Below are 18333 nucleotides of genomic sequence, written 5' to 3' on the forward strand. Positions count from 1 at the left end.
CACTGGTACAACACCGGCCGGCTCATGCATCGTCTCGGGCGGATCCCACCGGCCGAGTACGAAGCCAAGTACTACGCTGAACACCGTGCCGATCAACCGGTCGCACACAAATGACAGTGTGTGCATGAGACCCGGGATGGTTCATGGTGCGGATCTGACTGGGGCGGATCTTCGCTTCGCGATTCTGCATCGCACCAACTTGACCGGCGCAAACCTGACAGGCGCACGGTTATCGGCCGCAAGCTTGACTGGCGCGAACCTGACGGGGGCTAACTTGACCGATGCCAACCTGACCGCAGACCTAACCGGAGTAACCAGCATCATGGGCAAGACTGGGATCCTGGATCTGACGGGCGCACATCTAGTTGTTGACCTTACCGATGTAGACCTTACCGATCCCAAAACTGACCTAACCGGAGCCGACCTAACCGATACGAATCTGACCGGCACGCGCCATGACTCAAGCACGATCTGGCCGACAGAGGACTTCCCGCAGGAGAGGTACGAACCATCGAACGATCAGCGCACATGACCGGTGCGAGGCCCTGACCAACCCGACGAACAGGTGCCGCTCAGGGCCGATCATCGGTTACCGCATGGGGTCGTGCCCGTCGGTCTCACCTTTCTGGGCTGGTGTCGCGGCTGCGTTCGGCGCGCAGGCCGGGTGGGATCCGCTCGATCGTGGCGGTGTTCGTTGCGGCGGCCGTGGTTGCGTGGGTGGGGTAGTCGGAGTGGACCAGCCGCATGACCTCGGCCAGCTCCTTGTCGGTCGCCGTTTCGGCGGCGGCCGCAGGCTGGGTCCCGTTGGCGCGCACCTCGGTCAGCGCAGCGTGGTGTCGTTCCCACACCGCCACCGGTGGTATGGCGGCTTCCGTGAGGGCGGTTCCGACTGTCTTCTCGGCGGCGGAGATCGCGGCGTCCCTAGTGGGGAAGGTGCCGCTGTCTAGGGTTTCCCTGTCGTTGTGGGCGGACCAATACCAATCGCGGCCGGTCCACTTCACCACGGCGCCGGGATCGCCGGTGTCACGGTCGAATCCGGCGGTGAGCTCGGAGCCGATCTCGTCGGTGCGCTGCCACCGTGGTGGTTGCGGGTTCGCCGCCAGCTCGGCCTTGCGTTCGGCGTGTTCCTTCGCGGCCGCCACCATCCGGGCCGGGGTGGCTTCCCGCAGCTCGTCCTCGGTCATGCCCTGGTCTTCGGCGTGCCCGCGGGTGGGGTTGAGGTCGCGGGTCCACCCGCGGTACATGCCCGTGGCCGCCAATCGTTCCTTCGTCGCCTCCTTCTCGGCGAGCGCCTCGGGGGAGTTCTCCCGGGCGGCGAGGTCGGCCCGCATCTCGTTGTAGGTGTGTGTGAGGCGGGTGATCTCGTCGGTCTTGGCGAACGGGACCCCGAGCTTGTCGGCGAGCTGCTCGGTCTGGGTGACCATGTAGTCGCGGTCCTTGACGTGCAGGTTCATCGCGGCGGGCAGGTCGGCGGCCATGTTGGTCAGCCGGGTCACCATGCCGGATCCGCCGTCGGCGCTGCCGAGTGCCAGGTCGACGACCTCGGCGTCGACGGTGCGGACGATGCCACCGGTGAGCCGGAATGCGTACCCGCCGACCGGGAGCCGGCCCATCGAGATTTCGGCGCCGGCGATCTCGGCCACCAGGTGCTGTCCGTCGGGTTGGCGTTCGAGGTCGCGGACGATGTGCGCCAGTCGGGTTTGCACCGCCTTGCGTACCTCCGCCGGTTCGGCGAATGAGACCGTGCGACCGCCCACGGTGAGGGTCCGCTGCTTGCGGGGCAGTTCACCCCAGGCGGTGAGGGCGTCGGCGACCTCGCGGCCTTCCTCGATCTCCTTGGTCAGGATCGGCAATCGGGTGCGGTTGTCGTGCAGCTGCCACTTGATTCGCTCCTGGTCGGAGCGGTGGGCGCGGGCCTCGGCGTTGAGTTTGCGGAGCTGCGTTTCGAGTTCGACGACCTCGATGTAGCGGGGATCGCCGGTCGCGGCGGCCTTGGTCGCGGCCATCGACGAGGTCATGTCGTCGCTGCCGATGTCTTCGGCCTCGGAGAAGTCGATCGCGCCGCGGCGGAGCTGCTCGATGTAGGCGGACTTCTTCTCCACGGTCTGCCACTTGGTGGTGTCGTAGGAGCGTTCCCCGACGATGTTGATGATCTCGACGGTCTTGTTCTGGTTGCCCTGCCGGATGATCCGGCCCTCGCGTTGTTCGAGGTCCGCGGGCCGCCAGGGGCAGTCGACGTGGTAGAGCGCGGTCGCGCGTTTCTGCACGTTCATGCCGGTGCCCATCGTCTCCGACGAGCCGATGAGCACTTTCACCTCGCCGCGTCGGCAGGCGGCGAACAACTCCCGCTTGTCCTTCGGCTTGGGGTAGTCCTGGATGAACTGGACCGCGCCGGGGGACATGCCGCGGGCGACCAGGTCGGCGCGGATGATGTCGTAGACGGTGTCGTCGCGGCCGGTCTTGGGGGTGCCGCGGTCGAGGAACACGATCTGCAGACCGCCTGTGCGTGGTTCCGGGTTGCCGGCCTCGTCGTAGTAGACGGTGTCGGCGGTGCGTTGCTCGATCTCCCAGAGCTTGTTCACCAGCAGGTCGACCCGGCCTTCGCCCGCCGGTGGTGCGTCGAGGCCGCCGAGGCGGGGGTCGAGGGTGACGTTGGCGCCGTCGCTGCCGATCTTGAGTGGGTTGTCGATGTGCGCGGTCTTGCCGGTGTACATCTGCATCCGCTCGTCCAGGTCGATCATGAAGTCTCGGACCTGTTGCGGCATTTCGAAGGTCAGGTTCTGGCGGCCGCCGCCGGCGATCTCGGGAAGGGTCGCGGGGACCTGCTCACGGATGACGACGTCGGTGAACTGGGCGTTCATCGACATCAGGGCGGGCAGGTTGACGAACTTGCCGATCCTCGACACCGACCGCAGTTCGGAACCGGTGACGTTCATTTCGACCGATTGGCGCATCGCGGCGAAGTTCGCCGCCCAGGCGTCGATGTTCTCCATGCCGCCGGCCTCGAGCAGGTCCGGGCGCAGGTACTTCGTCATCACCCACAGCTCGGACATGCTGTTGGCGACCGGGGTGCCGGTGGCGAAGGTGACCACCTTCTCCGGAACGGGTTTGCGGCCCTCGACGGCGGCGCGCTGGCGGTACTTACGCCGCAGGTAGGACAGTTTCATGTCCAGGTCGGTGGCCCGGCTCGATCCCTCCCGCAGCGCCAGGTCGGCGTTGTTGGACTGGCGGGAGAGGTTCTTCCACATGTGCGCTTCGTCGAGAAACAGGTAGTCACAGCCGGTTTGCTCGAAGGAGAACCCGACGTCCTTGGAGTCGGCGTTGATCTTCTTCTCGAGCTTGTCCTGCCACCGCTTCTTGGCCTTCTCGATCTCCTTGATGGTGTTCTGCCCGGTGGCCGCTTCCCGGGCTTGTTCGAGCTTGGTGATCTCGTCGGCGATGTAGGCGGCCTGGGTGTCGACCGAGCACTGCATCTTGGTGAAGGCCGGCTCCGGGACGATCACCAGATCCCAGTCCTGGGAGGCCGATTGCGCCATGAACAGTTGCCGGTCGGCGCGGGATTTGAAGTCGTCACCCACCAGCACCCGGGCACCGGGGTAGGCGTCGGCGACCTCACGGCCCCACTGGTCGATGAGGTGGTTCGGGACCACCACCCAGGGCTGTTTGATCTGCCCGAGGCGGCGCATCTCCATCGCGCACATCGTGATCGACCAGGTCTTGCCGGTGCCGACGGTGTGGTCGAGCAGCACCGACGGTTCGTTGATCTGCCGCACCGCGACGGCGGCCTGGTGCGGATGCGGTGCGATCCGCAGGCTGGGGAAGGTGCGACCCTGCCCGTTGTAGGCGGGATCGACGAAGGAGTTGAACCGGTCGTTGAACACCCGGGTCAGCTCAGCGGTGCGGGCCGGGTCGTTGAACAGCCAGTCCCCGAACGCCGTTTCGAGCATCTCGGCCCGCTGTTGCAGTTCCTCGGTGAGCTCTTCGTGGAACCGCGGCTTGGGGGAGTGCTCGAGTTCGGCCTCGGTCTTGAACACCCGGATGGGCTGGTTGTTGGCGATCTTCTCCAGCAACGACAACCCGTCGACGCCGCGCCGGTCCCCGGCGGTTTCGTACGGCAGCCCGTAGGGGTCGGTGTACTGGTCGCCGGCGATCGTGAAGTCCCAGGACGCGGTGATGGGGGAGTACTCGACCGCGATGCGGGTGTCCGGGTGCACCGAGAACGCTTCCCGGATGAACTGCGCGTACATCGGGGTCGGCACCCAGTTCGCGCCGGGGCGGACGGTGATGTTGGTCGGATCCAGATCCGCCGGGATCACCTGCCGCAGTGCATCGACCGCGCCGGCGTAGAGCTGCGGGTCCTGCCTGGCGGCGGCTTCGGTGGCCGCCAACTTCTCCCGCACGTTTCCGGACAGGAACCTCGGCGCCGGGATCAGCTCGGTCGGGTCTTCCGGGTTGGGGAAGACCAGCCCGGCGAGTTGGTCCCGGGCGGCGTCGATGTCGATGCCCACCAGCCCGGAGATCCGGTCCAGGTCGACCTGCCCGGTCTCGTCCAAGCTGACTGCCAGCGCTTCGGCGACGTCCTGGGCGGTTTCCGCCCGCTGCGGAGGGGTGATGACGTCCTCGGTGAAGATCTTCGACTTCCGCGCCTGCTGGGTGTCCTCGTCGAAGATTTCGATGCTGCGGACCAGCTGGATCGCCGGGTCGTAGCGGATGGCGCCCTCGAGGTGCCGCATCTTCTTCCACGGCGGGTTCGGCTCGGATGCCTCCGCCAGCAGCCGGGCGGCGACGTCCTCGGGCAGTGCCCCGGTGACCGGGCCGGTCTCGTCGCCGTTGTTGGTCCGCCACTTCTTCTCCAGGTCGGCGAAGCGTTTGTCGATGACCTTCTGCGTCGCCGGGCCCGGAGTGACCCAGGTGAACCGGCCCAGCGGCCCGTACTTACGCGCATACCCGTCGTACTGGCGGTTCAGCTGCGCCCGCAGCCGGTTCTTGGTGTCCTCGTCGCCGCCGGTGCGCTGGGCGTCGACGAGGTCGGTGACCGTGCCGGCCATGGCGAGCATGGACTTCCACTGGGCGGTGCGGGCCTTGTCGATCTTCGACGGCACCGGCATCCACCGGCCGCCGAGGGAGAGCTGCTCGAACATCTCGATCTCATCGTTGAACCGCACCGATCCCGGAACCTCGGTGATCGCGGCTTCTTCCGCAGTGATCAACCCCGCCCGATCGAGCATCGGGTCGGCGGCCGGCTGTTCGGCGTCCTGCCCGAGCCCCGCCCTCTTCGCGGTGTCGACGATGACACTCAGCCGGTCACGGACCTGGGTGGCCAACGGGCGGGACGGGTCGGCGGTCACCTTCAAGGTGGCCGCCGAGTACATGCCCGACCCGACCCCGAGTTCGCCGAGCACGTTCTCCGGGTGGGCCAGGAAGTAGTCGTTGACCTGGATCGCACCGTCGGCCAGCTCGGCCTTCGAGGTGGTGATCCACTGCTCGGTCGCCGTTGCCGGTGCGCGGCCGGCCTCGCGGCGGCGGAAGATCAGCAGGTCGGTGACCACATCGGTACCGGCCTGCCGGTCGAATGCCTTGGTCGGCAACCGCAGTGCGCCGACCAGGTCACCGAGTTCGGCGATTTCCTCGCGGGCCTTGGTCCGCTGGGCGTCGGAGGTGAAAGCGCTGGTGATGACCGCGACATAGCCGCCGGTTTCGGTCAGTGCCAGGGACTTGCGGAGGAAATAGTTGTGAATGGTCAGCCCGGACGGGTTGTGCAGCGGGTCGCCGACCGCGAAGTTGCCGAACGGGACGTTGCCGATCACCGCGGTGAAGGCGCCCTCGTCGGGGGAGAACTTCTCGAATCCGTGGCCCCGGACCTGGTGCCCCGGATACAGGTGGTGCGCGATCCGGGCGGTCATCGGGTCCAGCTCCACCCCGACCATCCGGGTGCCCTTCGGGGCGTGACCGATGAAGTTGCCGGCCCCACAGCCCGGTTCGAGGACCCGGCCGCCGGTGAACCCGGCTCTGCCCAGCGCGGACCACATCTCGGCCGCGATCGCCGGATCGGTGTAGTGGGCGTTGAGGGTGGAGGCGCGGGCGGCGTCGATCTCCGGCGGGGTCAGCACGGCGGAGAGGTCGGTGCGGAGATCGTCCCACTCCGGCTTGCGCTTGTCGAAGATGTCCCCGGCCGCACCCCACCCGGACCAGGCGGCGAGGATCCGCTGTTCGGCCGGGGTCGCTGCCCGGTTCTCGTCGCCGAGCTGGTGCACCAGGCGGATCGCGTCGATGTTCGCCCGGGCGCGGGCCTTCGCCCCCGACGGGGCCAATACCTCGGCACCGAGGACGAAGTTCGCGGCCGTCACCTCCGGCTGGTCCGGGACCGGCTGGATGGCGACCGGCGGAACGTCGGCTGCGGGTTCGTTCTCGACGTGGTCTCGGGTGTCGCGCTCACCGGTGATTCTCGCGGTGACCTCGGTCGCCGCAGCCGACTCGGTGCGTCGTCCGGTGCGGGCGGTGGTGATCGCCTCGGCGAGGGTTGCCGTGATGACCGGATCGGCGTCGCCGCGGCTGACCTGCCAGTCCTTGGTGCGCCACCGATAGTTGACCTGCGCCCGGTCCTTGCCGGGTTCGCCGACAAGGTATTCCGAGTCCCGCAGCGCCTCGAGATCGGCCGGCCCGGTCGCCGCGGTGAACAGGTCGTCGGGCTCACGGGCGCTGGTGTGCAGGGTGTCGAACGCCTGATGGGCGATGTCCAGGCGCAACAGCTCCGAGGTGTCGAGTCCGTGGGAGCGGCAGGCTGCCGCCAGGTCGCGGTGGTCGCGCTCGAACTCGGTGAGGACGCGGCCGCGCAGCTCCCGGCAGCCCTGCGAGGTCAAGAACCCGGTCCGGTTCAGGCTCGGGTGCAGCGACGTTGCGGCCGCGGCGAACACCTCGTCCTGGCTCAGTGCCCGCCCGGTGATCTCGGCGAACCGCCCGCGGGCCTGTTCGGCAGTAAGGCCCTCCCGGACCGGGCCCGCGCTGGTGGCACGGCCTGAGGTCGTGGCGCGGCGCACCGCGGGCAGGTGATGCCCGCCCCACAACTCTCGGCTGTTACCGCCGTCGGTGGTGACCTCCCACACGGGAGTGCCGGTGTGCAGGGTGAACCGGTGCACCTGGGTGCGGGGACGGCCCGTCGCCACGAAGGTGTTGATGTCGCGGGCAAGCCAGTCGGTGGCCTTGTCGCGGTAAGTGTCCCCGAGTGCGCCCAGGAGCGGGCCCCGGACCTCGGCGGTGAGCCACTGGTGACCGCCGTGGTCGTCGATCACCGCTGCGAGGTCCGGGCGGCCGGTGAGGCGGTCGGCGAGATCTGCGGCGGCGGCCTCGAGAACGACGCTGGTCCGTTTGCTCACCAGGGTGCTCGCCGCCAAGGCCACCACCAGCGGGTCCTGACGTAGCTCGCCCTGGGCCCAGTCCCGCCACTTCTCGACGTCGGCGGCGCGGTCGTCGATGCTCCCGGCCGCCTGCCACGCGCGCAGGCTGGCGTCCGGAATCAGAACCCGGGCGCCGGCGGCCGCCTTCTCGGCCTCGGCCACGACGGCGTCATCGGCACCGTCGAGCATCAAGGCGGTGTGCACGCGCTGGGCATCGAGCCAGGCGTGGATCTTCTCCCGGTCCGGGATCTCGTCGCCGGCCTCCACAGCAGCCTCAGGCGCGTCCACCGCGGTGGCCGTGACCTCGGCGACCGTCATGTCCGCCTCGACGGCCGGAGCGGTCTCCGGTGCGGGTGCGGCCAGCTCGGGGGAGGTCTTGACCACCTCGTGGACCGTGTCGAGGGTGGTGGCGATGTTGTCGTGCAGCCAGTGCGCCGCCGCCTGGTACTGCGGGTCGGCGGAGTCGACGGACAGCAGCCAGTCGCTGACAGTGTGGTTGAGCAGCCGGTGGCGGCCGACGCTGAGGTGATCCTCGGGTCGTCGCCGCAGCACCTGCAGGCGGGGGTGGGTGACCATCTCGGCCTGGAGATCGGTGAGGACCTCGTCCTCACGTTCGCGCGCCCACTCGGTTCGGGCGCCGTTCCAGCCGCGGTTCCAGTCGGTGAAGATCTGCTCGGTACGCGGGTCACCGACCGGGACGCCGTCGAGCGCGGCGCGCACTCGCGGGTCCGCCGCCGGAATGGGGGCTCCGCCGCTCAGGCCGTGTTCGGTCCAGGCGTCGCGGCCGATCTGCCGCCAGTCCACCGGATCGGTGCGGTGGCTGTTGGCGTGCACCCGGGTCAGGGTGTCCTCGGCCAGTTGCTGCCGCTCGGTCTCGGTTTCGGGGCCGGCGGCGGCGGTGACGGTGACGATGGCCTGCTGCACCGGCAGTGCGGCGGTGAACTGCTCGGCCGGGCCGGTTGCGGCCTCGGTGACGGCCGGGTCGGCTTCGAGGGCGGTGACCGCGGCGTCGGCGGCCGTGCGGTCGCGATTGTGCTGCGCCCAGAGGCGGGCGGGCAGCTGGGCGGCGGCAGCCTGCCAGTGCGCCGGGTCGTCGAGAGCGGCGCGGGCGACGGCCGCGATCTGCGGGTCCTCGCTCACCACCTGCTCGACCAGACCGGCCTGCACCTCGTCGTGGGCGCGGCGCATGGCCCAGGACGTGAACTGCTCAAAGGTGTTCGACTGCGCTCCGGCGGCCAGGTTGAGGTCCTCGTCCGCCATCACCTGCCCGATGATCTCGTCGAGCAACGCGGTGACGTCCTCGGCGGGGGCGGTGGGTTCGCGCTGGGCGGTGAACTCGGCCACCAGCTCCCGCAGCGGCCGCCGACCCGCGAGGTTCTCCGTGTCCGGTGCCGGGGTGGGCGTTTGCGGTGGTCGGTGTTCCCGGTCCGCCTTCTGTGCCGCGAGCTGGTCGCGTATCAGTGCGGAGCGCTCACGTGCCTGCCCGGGCGACAGCGGCGGTCCGGTGTGCTCGGCGCGCTCGTCCCGCGCCCGTTGCGATTCCGCTTCGGCCAGGATGCGGGCGATCTCCGGATCGGAGGCGTCGGCGACCTTCCCGGACCGGGTGCGCAGTATCTTGATCTGCTCGTCGGCGCGGCCGATCGTCAAGTCGTCGGGCAGCCGCACCGGCAGCCCACGCCTACGCCGCAAGGTGCGCAGATACGACTGCTGGCGGTCGGTCGCGGGCCGGTCCCGCCAGGTCCGGCGCGGGGGCCGTACTCGGCTGACCGCGGCGATATCCACCCCGGCGACGTCGTAGCCGGCATCAGTGCACACCTGCCGGGCACGCTCGGCCGCGTCGCGGGCCTCGTGGGCATCGGCCGAAACCCGCTCGACCCGGGCCGCCATCCGGTCCGCGGTCGTGGTCAGGTCCTCGATCAGCGCTCGCCTTCCTCCCCGCCGACCGCGTGCTCCACGTGCAAGGTGTGGTCGGCGGGAGTGCTCCGGATCGGTTCCCAGCAACGCCGCCTCGGCGACCTGGGCCTGGACCTGTTTGGTGGCCTCGCGCAGGGTCCGGACCTTCTGCCGCAGCGCGTCGGCGTCCCGCTGGGCGCGGGCGTAGGCGATGAGCTCCGCCGGGACTACACCACTCGGTTCCCCGCGGCCTTCGACGCCTTGATCTGCTCGTCGATCATCTGCGCCAGCTCGTCGGCCAGCGGGTCCGCTGCCGTCAGCGGTGTTGTCTCGTTGTCCTCCATCTTCTGCGCGATCAGCGCCGCCGCGTACCCCTGGAACGCGTCCGGTTCGCTCGGCCACACCCGGTCGACCACCTGCCACGCCAACGGCGGGATCTCCACCATCGACGTCCGCCACCGATCCGGGTCGCGTGCCTGGCGCTTCGCCGCGATCTCCGCCTCGATCCGCTGCTCGATCTTCAGCTCCCGGGCGATCTGCTCCTCGCTGATCTCCGGCACCTGCGAGTACAGCTCCTCGGTCAGCACTGCCTCCCGGCTGTCGTGCTCGGCCTGCGCGATCAGCTGATGGGTCGTCATCACGTCCGGATCCTGCCCCGGATGCTCGGCCTTCCAATTCCGCACCAGATACCCCTGGCCGCCCCCGACTCGCTGCACCACCAGCTCCGAGAGCCGCGCTGCCTCCTCGTCGAACTGCGCCGTCAACTGTGCCTCCGTCGCGCCCGGGTCCACGCCCAGATGCTCCCGCCAGATCCGCTCCACTTCCGCGCGAATCGTCGGATCGAACTCCGCCATCGTCGTTTCCTCCCTGGATGATGTGCTCGCTGCGTTCGCTCAACCGTCTGGCCCCTCTCATGCGCTGCCACGCGAAGCGTGACCTTCCCGTGCGCCCATTCGTTGGACACAAAGCACATGAAGCCTATGACGGATTTCGCGAAAGTACTTGCAGCGCAAAGTTGTTAAAGTTCTACAACTTTGCCTGCGGCCTTCCCTCAGGCGGCGCCGGCGGCCGCCGACCGAGGCGCAGCCGGAGCCGCGATCTTCTGGTTGACCAGCATGTTGAGCGAGACACCCTGTTCCTCGGCTTCGATCGCCAAAGTCCGGTGCACCTGCGGGGAAGTACGCACCATGAACTTGCCGCTGTAGGGACGGTCCGCGATCGGGACCGGTGGTTGCTCGCCGGTCAACGTCATGTCCTCGAGCACTTCACGGACGACGCCGATGACACCGTCGAGTGCCTCGGCCTGCGTTTCCGCCAGCCAGGACAACAACGGGAATTCGGCGACGGCCCCGACGAACTCGCCGTCGTCTGCCGACCAGGTCACCCGGTAGGTGTAGTGCGATGCGTCAGCCATCGCCAGCCTCCTTCGTGAGCTTGTCGTATGCGATGACGACTTGGCCGACCTGGTAGGGCTTCGCCTTGCCGCCGCTGCCTTTCTTCGATGTTCACTCGCGGGTCGTCCGCCCACGGCATCTTGAACACCGCGTGCGAGGTGCCGCGCTGCCGCGGTTCCCCGAATATGTCGCAGCAGAAGTTGAACAGCTCGGTATACGTCACGCTCTGCGGGCTCGCCCGCATCCTCGCGATCAGCTTCGCCTGCTTCGACATATGGGAATGGTATCACCGGCGATACTATCGAGATTGGCGTTGAGGGCTGTGAGAGAGATGTCAGCGTCCTTCGACGTCGGGCCAACGCACCGAAACTCCGCTGGTCAGACGAATCAGCGTGCGGTGTCGCCGCTGTTACCCGCGCCGGAAGAGTGATCGGATGTGGCGGCGAGCCGCTCGGTCGCGGGGCGCGGTGGTGGGGGAGGGTCGATGGCCCGCGTGTCGGGGTGTAACGCCGCCGGGCTTCGAGAGAATCCCCATTGAGCCCATGGCTCTGTCGGACCCCGACCCGGCAGCACCATGGGCATTCTTTTCGCTCCTACCCCCGTCGCCTGGTCGGCCGTGATGCGCCAGGGTTGTCCTTCGTTTGGGGCTTCGTGGGGCTCTGCCGGAGTAACGGGCAGTGCAACGTCAGCGATACCTCAAGCAGGTCGGGAGGACCAGGAGACAGCCGTGATCGGCATCGTGTTTGACATCCCGGTGTTCGGCGACCCGATCTGGCCACCGGGCGTTTGGTACGTCAACTTCGCCAACTGGTGGAATCAGTTCTAGCCATGTCACCCCCAGGAATGTATGGCCCGATCGGTGACTTCTACGTGTGGTTCGCAACCGTGACCATGCCGGTCTGGTGGCCGATCGTCGAGTGGTGGCAGGCGATGAACTGATGATTGGATTTCTGCCCGACCTGCCCGTCGACATCTTCTCAGCCCCCTATCTACTTCCGGGCTCTGCGTGGATCGCCTTCGCGACCTGGTGGAATCAGTTCTAAGGAGGGGGCGCAATGATCGGCCTACTGCCTGACCTTGGCTACATGGTGTGGCCTCCGCTCGCAGATGTATGGAACATCTTCGTTGCTTGGTTCAATCAGCTCTGATCGTTCCGTCACGGCCGCATGGTGGCAGCCGCTCGTTCGACGTGTTCGCGCCATTTCAGAACTGCGCCTCGACGTCAGGCGCGGGTCGTAGTCCATGTCATCGGCCGAGCCGACATGTGCTTTGCCCGCATCAGAACAAGGAGCCCTGGTTCTCGCTCGCGGCTGCGTCGGTGCGCTGCTGGTAGGCGAAGGCGAAGGCGCGGGCCGCGGCCTCGGTGCAGCCGATCTCCCGGCCGACCTGCGTCCAGCTCAGCCCCGCTTCGTGGAGATTCCACGCGTCACGTTCGTCGTCGGTGTGTATGCCGTTGGCGTGGATGGTCACTGGCCTTCTCCTCTGAGGTGATTGAGACGGTTTGTGGCGGCTCGCTGCTGGCGACCGAGGGCGACCAGGTGCTCGAAGAGCTGGTCTTCGGGCAGCTGCTCAGCGGCTTGAGCGAGGGACTGGGCGGCGGCGCGGAAGCTGCGCCGGTATGCCTGGCTGACAACGGTGCGGGTGTAGTGGTCGACGGCGATGTGATCGGCTCCACGGGTGGTGATGTTCGCCAGGTAGCGAGACCGTTCGGAGCCGTGGTGACCGGCGAGGTTTCCGGTGCGTTCGAGTTCGGCGGCGACCATCGTGGTGTCGTGGGGTTTTCCGGCGCGCACGAGTCGGGCGATAACGGTGAACAGTTCGCGGTGGATAGGTCGTTCGAAATCTTCGGCCTCGAGGGCGGCGACAGCTCGGGCCGCAGCCTCACTGGGCGCCCACAAGAGAGCGCACAGGCAGAGGGCCTCGACATCGGTATGGGTGTTGGTGTCGATGTCGCCGACCTGAATCTGGTCAGTGTCGACGGCGGTGTCATCCGGGACGAGCGCGAGGGCGGCGGTCATTGGGCGGTCCTTTCGTGGTGGCATGTTCGGCTGACCGGGGTCGGTGAGCCGGGCCGTCATTCGTACAGCCGGGTGGTGCCTGGAAGGAGCTGGTGGCATTGGTTCCACACCTTGCCCTTGAACCTGGCCACGACGACGTGGCCGGGATCTCCGGGTCCAATTCGGCAGGACGTGCCCTCAGGTGCGGTTTCCCAACTGCGGTCGTATCGAGCAGGCTGTGACACGGTCTCGGCACTGCCGACCACGAGGAGGAGGCCGGCCACCCCACCGAGTGCGGCGATGGACAACCGGCGCAGCGTCGGCGCGGAGATGTACGACATGGCGACCTTCTCGGTTACAGGGACTCAGGCAGCTACGAGGGCTTTGATGCGGTCAGGGCGAAAGCCGCCCCAATGCTGGTCACCGGCAATGACGACCGGGGCCTGGCTGTAGCCGAGCGCCCGCAGAGCGTTCACGGCGTGAGGGTCGCCCTCCAGATCGATCACGGAGTACTCGATCCCCTCTTTGTCGAGGGCCCGATAGGTGGCATTGCATTGCACACACGAGCTTTTGCTGTATACCTGAACCGACATTTTCAATCCCTCCCCGTTTGCGCTCTCCCTACCATTCTTATTGTAGTCGAAATTCGAGATATTTCTACATATACCGGCTAGTTTTTCGAGCAATTTAGAGCCTTTCTTTCGTCCGCTTCCAGTTCGCCACCACACCTCGCGATCATGGCGTTTAACTGCACTTTCATCGAACAGACTCGCGGTTAGCGCACGACGGGACGGCGGCGTATTTAACTCCAGGAAGAAGCGACTTAGTGGAATGCAATTCGCCTCGGGAGCGGGTATATACCTGCTCGAATTACCGAATCCCAAGAATTGAAAACAGGTAATTCAAACCCTTTTAGAAATGGCGCGAGAATAGAATTCGACCGCACTCGATCGCCGCGGGGCCACCCTTGGCCCTGTTCGKAAATCCTCCTAGTTCCGTCCGGTGCGGGATTCTCATCGGGCCGCACCGGACGGACGGTCCAGCTATCCGCGGGTGCACCCTCGGCACTCCCAACGGCCACGCACCTTCGTGCAGGTCCGGCCTTGCTCGCACAACCAGCTTTACTGGATTAGCGCGGCCCCTTCCTGCGCCTACCCAGCCGGGCGCACCGGCTGGCCCAGTCCGTAGACACGGGCTCTGCGCGAAGCGCAGCAGAGCACCTATCAGGGACATCTTCCGATGCCCAACGCGGAGTGGAGAGGCGGCTAGCCGGGTCCACCAACAGCGTCGATGTCCGACGCTACTGTGACCGATGTCGGGTGGCTCAGGAACGTCACAGAGAATTCTGGATGTGACTGACAAGCAGAACGATCCTCAAGAGCAAGCCTTCGCGTTGAATCACGCCTCAGTGCTCGCCCGTCAGTACTTCGCTGCCCCACATTTGTGGGCTGCTCGTTACTACGCTGGGCAGGCTCGGCTTCGCGAAGATGCACTGCTCAGGGCTGGCCACCAAACTATCGATACCCTCCACCGTGCACATGTGGTGTCTGCAGTGTTCGCTGCCGTCTCGTTCCTCGAGGCCTACATCAACGAGCTGTACCAGGATGCCTCCCATACGGAGTCCGGGGGTGTCGGCGACATTTCCAGTCGCCTGTCCGGACTCACGAAGGAAGACCAACAGAGCTTGGCCAAGACATGGGATGACAAAATCTGGCCTCAGAGCAAGGGGGACGACTCCTACCGTCTTCAGTCCAAGTACCAGGGCGCGCTAAAAAAGAAAAACCGTTACAACGAGGCCAGTGAACAGATGTTCCTCGATATCACGTCACTGATCCAGCTCCGAAATGCACTCGTGCACTTCACCCCTGAATCAATTGACGTTGCCGACCGAGACTTCGTCATGGAGAAGCGGCTTCGTGGCAAGTTTGCAGACAGCCCGTTCCCTGCCGATCCGTGGTATCTGAATGGTTGTCTCGGCGCTGGGCTTGCGCAGTGGTCCCATGAACTCGTTACCAAATTCGTGAAGGACTGGATTGGCAGGATGGGACTGGAGCGTGACCTCGATGCCGAGCTCGCGGGCGTGCTGCCTCCTGCCGAGCTGTCAAAGCTTGTCCGCTACTACGGTGAAATCGAAGGTAAAGCGCACCGGATATTAGCGCGGCTTCGACTTCGCTGGCGCAGCGCGATTCTGCGCGACGCCTAGACCAAATATCTCCCCCTCTGCGACGCCATCGCCAAGGAACCGCGCATGTCGCTGCGTAGTCCAGTCAACAGATCACCTCTGGAGCCCGCGCGAGCTCGTCAGTGGCGCTGGAGGTCCGGCTCGTCCTGTTCTGCTCCGGGATGCCGGCGGAGTGCGCGGGATCGAGCTGCGGTGATACGCACGGCGTGGCGGGTCGGGCTCGCAGCATGTGGCCGAACTCGTCCTGACATCCGGTGCACACGTCACCGGGTTCGACGACTGGGAAGTCGCAGGTGGGGACAGCGCACGAGATGAACAGGTCGAGCTGAGAAAGTTGGTTTCCGGGCTCGGTCATGGTGTCGCTCTTTTCCTTCTGGGCGAGCGCACCGGGCAGATAGTTGCTGCCCGGTGCGCTCGCTATTCAGCGGATCGGTACTCGATCGTCAAGATGTGCCTGCCGAGCGCCGCGCTATCGGCTGATCCCGCGTCAGACTTCGACCACCTGAGCACTGGCCGTGGCTGCGAAGAGGTCGATCGTCACCTTCTCCAGTGCGCTCCGCGGCACATTCCAGTACCGGCCGTCTTCGCCACCCAACTCGGCGATCTTCACCTTGGCGCCGTTGGCGAGGACCACGAACAGCGTCGTCGGATCGATATTGCGGGCCCGCTTCACCCGGACCATGGAGCCGGTCGACAAGGGCGCGACCGCGACGATCGGCTTCGCCAACAGTTCCGCGGGGGCGGGTAACAGCACCTCCGGCTGCGCCCGCACCAAGGGGCCGACACCGTCGAGTGGCTTGACGTCGTAATTCACCTTCAACCGGCGAACCACCTCGAAAACACGCCCCTTCATGTCCTTGTTCGCGACCACGGGGTCGATGATGACGCGGTCGCCAGCCTGGAAAATGTTCGTCGACATAGTTTTTCGTTCTCCTTCGGTGATGGGTGTAGGCGGTCTTGGTGGTTATGCGGGGATCCAGGTCACGCCCTGGTCTCCGATGAGAGCGACCTTCCCTGCCGGTGCACCGCCGGTGTACTGGTGCAGTGCCGTGCGGGCGCGGGTGACTGCGCAGCCGAGTGCATCGGGAGAGTCTCCGAGTGCATCGACGCTGGCCTCGCCCATTGCCAGGGCGACTGAGTCACCCTGTGTGTCGTACAGGCCGACAACCCAGCTCGTAATGGGTTCACCGGTCGTCAGAGCGGGTTCGCCGTTGGTGGTGGCGAGAAGGTAGATCGATCGGCCGTCGGGGGCGTAACCGGCGTCGCCGGTGAGGGCGTAGCAGTTGCCGCCGGTCGAGGTCACCTCGGGATCGGCGACGCCGACCGCCGCCAGTCGGATCAGTTCCCGGGTGTAGATCTCCTCGAGGGTTCCGTAGTGCCGGTAGTCGAGCAGCTCTGACGTCTCCACGGCGGGAGCGACGGGTGCTGTCGGTGTGCCCATGTAGCGGGAACCTTTCGTCGGAACCGGACCACCTGCGGCGGCCCGATCAGTTTTTGTGCCCTTCTGGCATGGGAGAGGGGCGCCGGTATGAGGGGGCCGGAGTGCAACTGTCGAGCCGAAAAATCTCGGGGGAGCTTGCGGAGGAGAGAATTTTCGGAGCCGAAGGCCGCCCCGCGTCGGCGGTTGCGCGCAGGTCACCGCCGGCGAAACTCGGAAGGCCAGAAGGGAACAACAAGAACGCTCTTCACCAGGGCGGAGCGCAGCGGAGCATCCGCTTGGAGGACACCGAAGGTGGCCAGGCCGCCGGGCAGGCGGATCCCCAGCTGATAGACGACAGCGTTCGGCCGCGTCACCGGTTCATCCGAGACGGCGGGCCCGCGTTCGGCAGCTAGGCGGAGGGCGGTTCGCTGATGGCGTCGGCGGTCACGACCATGTCGAGCTCGAGGCTGTTCATCCCCGCGGCGTCGGTGACGTACACGGTGATCGCCGCACACCACTGTCCATCGTGGATTTGGAACCAGTGCGTTTGAAGCGCCGGCAGCAGACCCGACAGGTAGACCGACGAACTCTTCACCCGCATGCTGACGTAATCGGCGCGCGCCGCGCCCCCACGCCCAAGCGGCAACGCCTTGCCGATGTCCACCTGGACCGCCCGCGGCGGGTCGAATGTCCTGATGACCGGGTGCTCGGGCCATCGTTCGGTCCAGCTGTCGGTGTTCATCACAGTGCAGCTCGCAAGGGGGCGTGGCCGGTGGCCTGGACCTCGGGGACCGTGCGCCAGGCCACCGAACCGGAGTCGCTGCGGAGCTCCATACGCTGCGTGCGCCGTTGGAATCCTTTGCCGGCGGCCGCGACGTCGAGTTGCACCCCGGTGACGCGGCCGTGCCCCTCGCCGAGACCGGAGTATCCAGCGACTCGGGACTCGATGCGCAGATCCACCCCGTCCCAGTGCCCCTCAGCCACCAGCAAGACGGCGCCCTTCGACCGTGCCCGCGCCACCACCGCCCTCGCCCTCGACGGCGTCACTGCCGCACCCGAAAGCCCAAGAATGATGAGGTCAACGCCGTCGATCAGTATCGCCGCGACCTCCACCGCGGAGTCCTTCGGTGCGGGTACAAGCGCAATCTTGGAGAGGTCCGCACCCTGTTCGACCGCGGCCAGCAGACTCAGATCCGGCATTCCGATCACGGCCGCGTGTGAACCGGCCGCAGTGACCGAGGCAAGGAGCCCGACCAGCACCGACGACGTTCCAGCGACGCTGGCCACAGTGCCCCGGGCGAGCCCTCCACGTGGAAGTAGCTCCGCGATCGGAGAGGGCACAGGAAGCGTTCGCAGCGTGGTCTGAGCAGTGGCCACAACCGGTGTCGGCTCATCGACGGACCGCAGCATCACCGGCGGCATAGCCGGTGCGGTGCCCTCGGACCGGGCGGGAATCGCCGCCATCTTCCGCCGCAGCTGGTCGAGCTTCTCCGCTTTGGTGAGCCCGTTCGAGGCAGGCGCAATGGGCAGTTCGCTCATACTCGCCGCCTTCACACATCCCTAACCCGATCCGATCCACCCACCAGTGTAGTCGAACATACTTTCGAAGAAGGTGTAACCTGGGTGACGCCTCAGCTCGGAGGGAACCCACTGAGGTACGCCGATGACCTGCACATTTCGGCGTCTTAAGCACTGGAGGAATGACCACATACCGGAGTGCGCGCAGGTTCGATTGAGCCGTTGCATCAGGAATCCTCCGATTTCAGCTGGTAGCGGCGTCGCAATGGCGCCGATTGGCTCTGCCTTCGATTTCGCTCAAAACTGACGGATTCCATGAGCTATGCGTGAAATCTGCGAGTTCATGACGGATTCCGATACTCGTCGGTTCGCTGGTGATCCATGGCGGCTCGTCTCCGTCGCGAAATGTCGRCGCCGACCTGCTGGGCGATCACGGCCTCGCGGATGTCGTGGCTCTGCACCGGGTGCGGCTCGGCAGAAGCGGTGGGATGTCGGAAAAGGTAGCTTCTCTCCGCGCGGTGGCCGTGGGATGCGC

The 18333-nt window shown here is 66.5% G+C and carries 14 protein-coding genes; 2 read left to right on the forward strand and 12 right to left on the reverse strand.

What is annotated here, in order from left to right; all coding sequences use genetic code 11:
• Positions 1-136 precede the first annotated feature (136 nt).
• Positions 137-532, forward strand: coding sequence for a pentapeptide repeat-containing protein (locus tag AC1D1G_RS11110; protein WP_477952123.1), 396 nt, complete (start codon positions 137-139; stop codon positions 530-532).
• Positions 533-617: 85 nt separating this feature from the next.
• Here AC1D1G_RS11110 and AC1D1G_RS11115 read toward each other — a convergent pair whose 3' ends face one another.
• The 7 genes from AC1D1G_RS11115 to nrdH all read right to left on the reverse strand — a co-directional run bounded on the left by AC1D1G_RS11115 (position 618) and on the right by nrdH (position 13271).
• Complete coding sequence (locus AC1D1G_RS11115; RefSeq protein ID WP_477952125.1) at positions 618-9281, reverse strand: helicase-related protein; 8664 nt, start codon at positions 9279-9281, stop codon at positions 618-620.
• Between the two features lie 233 nt (positions 9282-9514).
• A complete protein-coding gene (locus AC1D1G_RS11120; RefSeq protein WP_477952127.1) occupies positions 9515-10141 on the reverse strand; it encodes a hypothetical protein in 627 nt (208 codons plus the stop codon).
• A 197-nt stretch (positions 10142-10338) separates the two neighbouring features.
• Entirely contained in the window at positions 10339-10701 is a 363-nt protein-coding gene (locus tag AC1D1G_RS11125) for a type II toxin-antitoxin system HicB family antitoxin (protein WP_477952128.1), read from the reverse strand.
• Positions 10702-11959: 1258 nt separating this feature from the next.
• Entirely contained in the window at positions 11960-12151 is a 192-nt protein-coding gene (locus AC1D1G_RS11130) for a hypothetical protein (protein WP_477952129.1), read from the reverse strand.
• Positions 12148-12699, reverse strand: coding sequence for a DnaB-like helicase N-terminal domain-containing protein (locus tag AC1D1G_RS11135; protein ID WP_477952130.1), 552 nt, complete (start codon positions 12697-12699; stop codon positions 12148-12150). Before AC1D1G_RS11135 ends, AC1D1G_RS11130 begins: the two co-directional genes overlap by 4 nt.
• A 56-nt stretch (positions 12700-12755) precedes the next feature.
• Entirely contained in the window at positions 12756-13019 is a 264-nt protein-coding gene (locus AC1D1G_RS11140; protein WP_477952131.1) for a hypothetical protein, read from the reverse strand.
• Positions 13020-13043: 24 nt separating this feature from the next.
• Positions 13044-13271: a glutaredoxin-like protein NrdH gene (nrdH, locus tag AC1D1G_RS11145; protein ID WP_477952132.1), complete on the reverse strand. Its 228-nt coding sequence runs from the start codon at positions 13269-13271 to the stop codon at positions 13044-13046.
• A gap of 758 nt (positions 13272-14029) precedes the next feature.
• On the opposite strand from nrdH, the gene AC1D1G_RS11150 reads away from it, so the two are divergent.
• Positions 14030-14881, forward strand: a complete 852-nt coding sequence (locus AC1D1G_RS11150) for a hypothetical protein (RefSeq protein WP_477952133.1) — start codon at positions 14030-14032, stop codon at positions 14879-14881.
• A gap of 64 nt (positions 14882-14945) precedes the next feature.
• On the opposite strand, the gene AC1D1G_RS11155 is transcribed toward AC1D1G_RS11150, so the two are convergent.
• The 5 genes from AC1D1G_RS11155 to AC1D1G_RS11175 all read right to left on the reverse strand — a co-directional run bounded on the left by AC1D1G_RS11155 (position 14946) and on the right by AC1D1G_RS11175 (position 17819).
• Positions 14946-15215, reverse strand: coding sequence for a hypothetical protein (locus AC1D1G_RS11155; protein WP_477952134.1), 270 nt, complete (start codon positions 15213-15215; stop codon positions 14946-14948).
• Positions 15216-15347: 132 nt separating this feature from the next.
• Positions 15348-15779 carry a hypothetical protein gene (locus AC1D1G_RS11160; RefSeq protein WP_477952136.1) on the reverse strand — a complete coding sequence of 144 codons (432 nt, stop codon included), beginning with the start codon at positions 15777-15779 and terminating at the stop codon, positions 15348-15350.
• 45 nt (positions 15780-15824) lie between these two features.
• The gene (locus AC1D1G_RS11165; RefSeq protein WP_477952137.1) at positions 15825-16301 is read right to left on the reverse strand and encodes a hypothetical protein; all 477 of its coding nucleotides are present in this window, start codon (positions 16299-16301) and stop codon (positions 15825-15827) included.
• Between the two features lie 388 nt (positions 16302-16689).
• Positions 16690-17022, reverse strand: coding sequence for a hypothetical protein (locus AC1D1G_RS11170; protein WP_477952138.1), 333 nt, complete (start codon positions 17020-17022; stop codon positions 16690-16692).
• Positions 17022-17819, reverse strand: coding sequence for a hypothetical protein (locus AC1D1G_RS11175; protein ID WP_477952139.1), 798 nt, complete (start codon positions 17817-17819; stop codon positions 17022-17024). The genes AC1D1G_RS11170 and AC1D1G_RS11175 overlap by 1 nt, the downstream gene beginning before the upstream one ends.
• Positions 17820-18333 lie beyond the last annotated feature (514 nt).

Source organism: Rhodococcus sp. P3_B8, assembly GCF_056402775.1.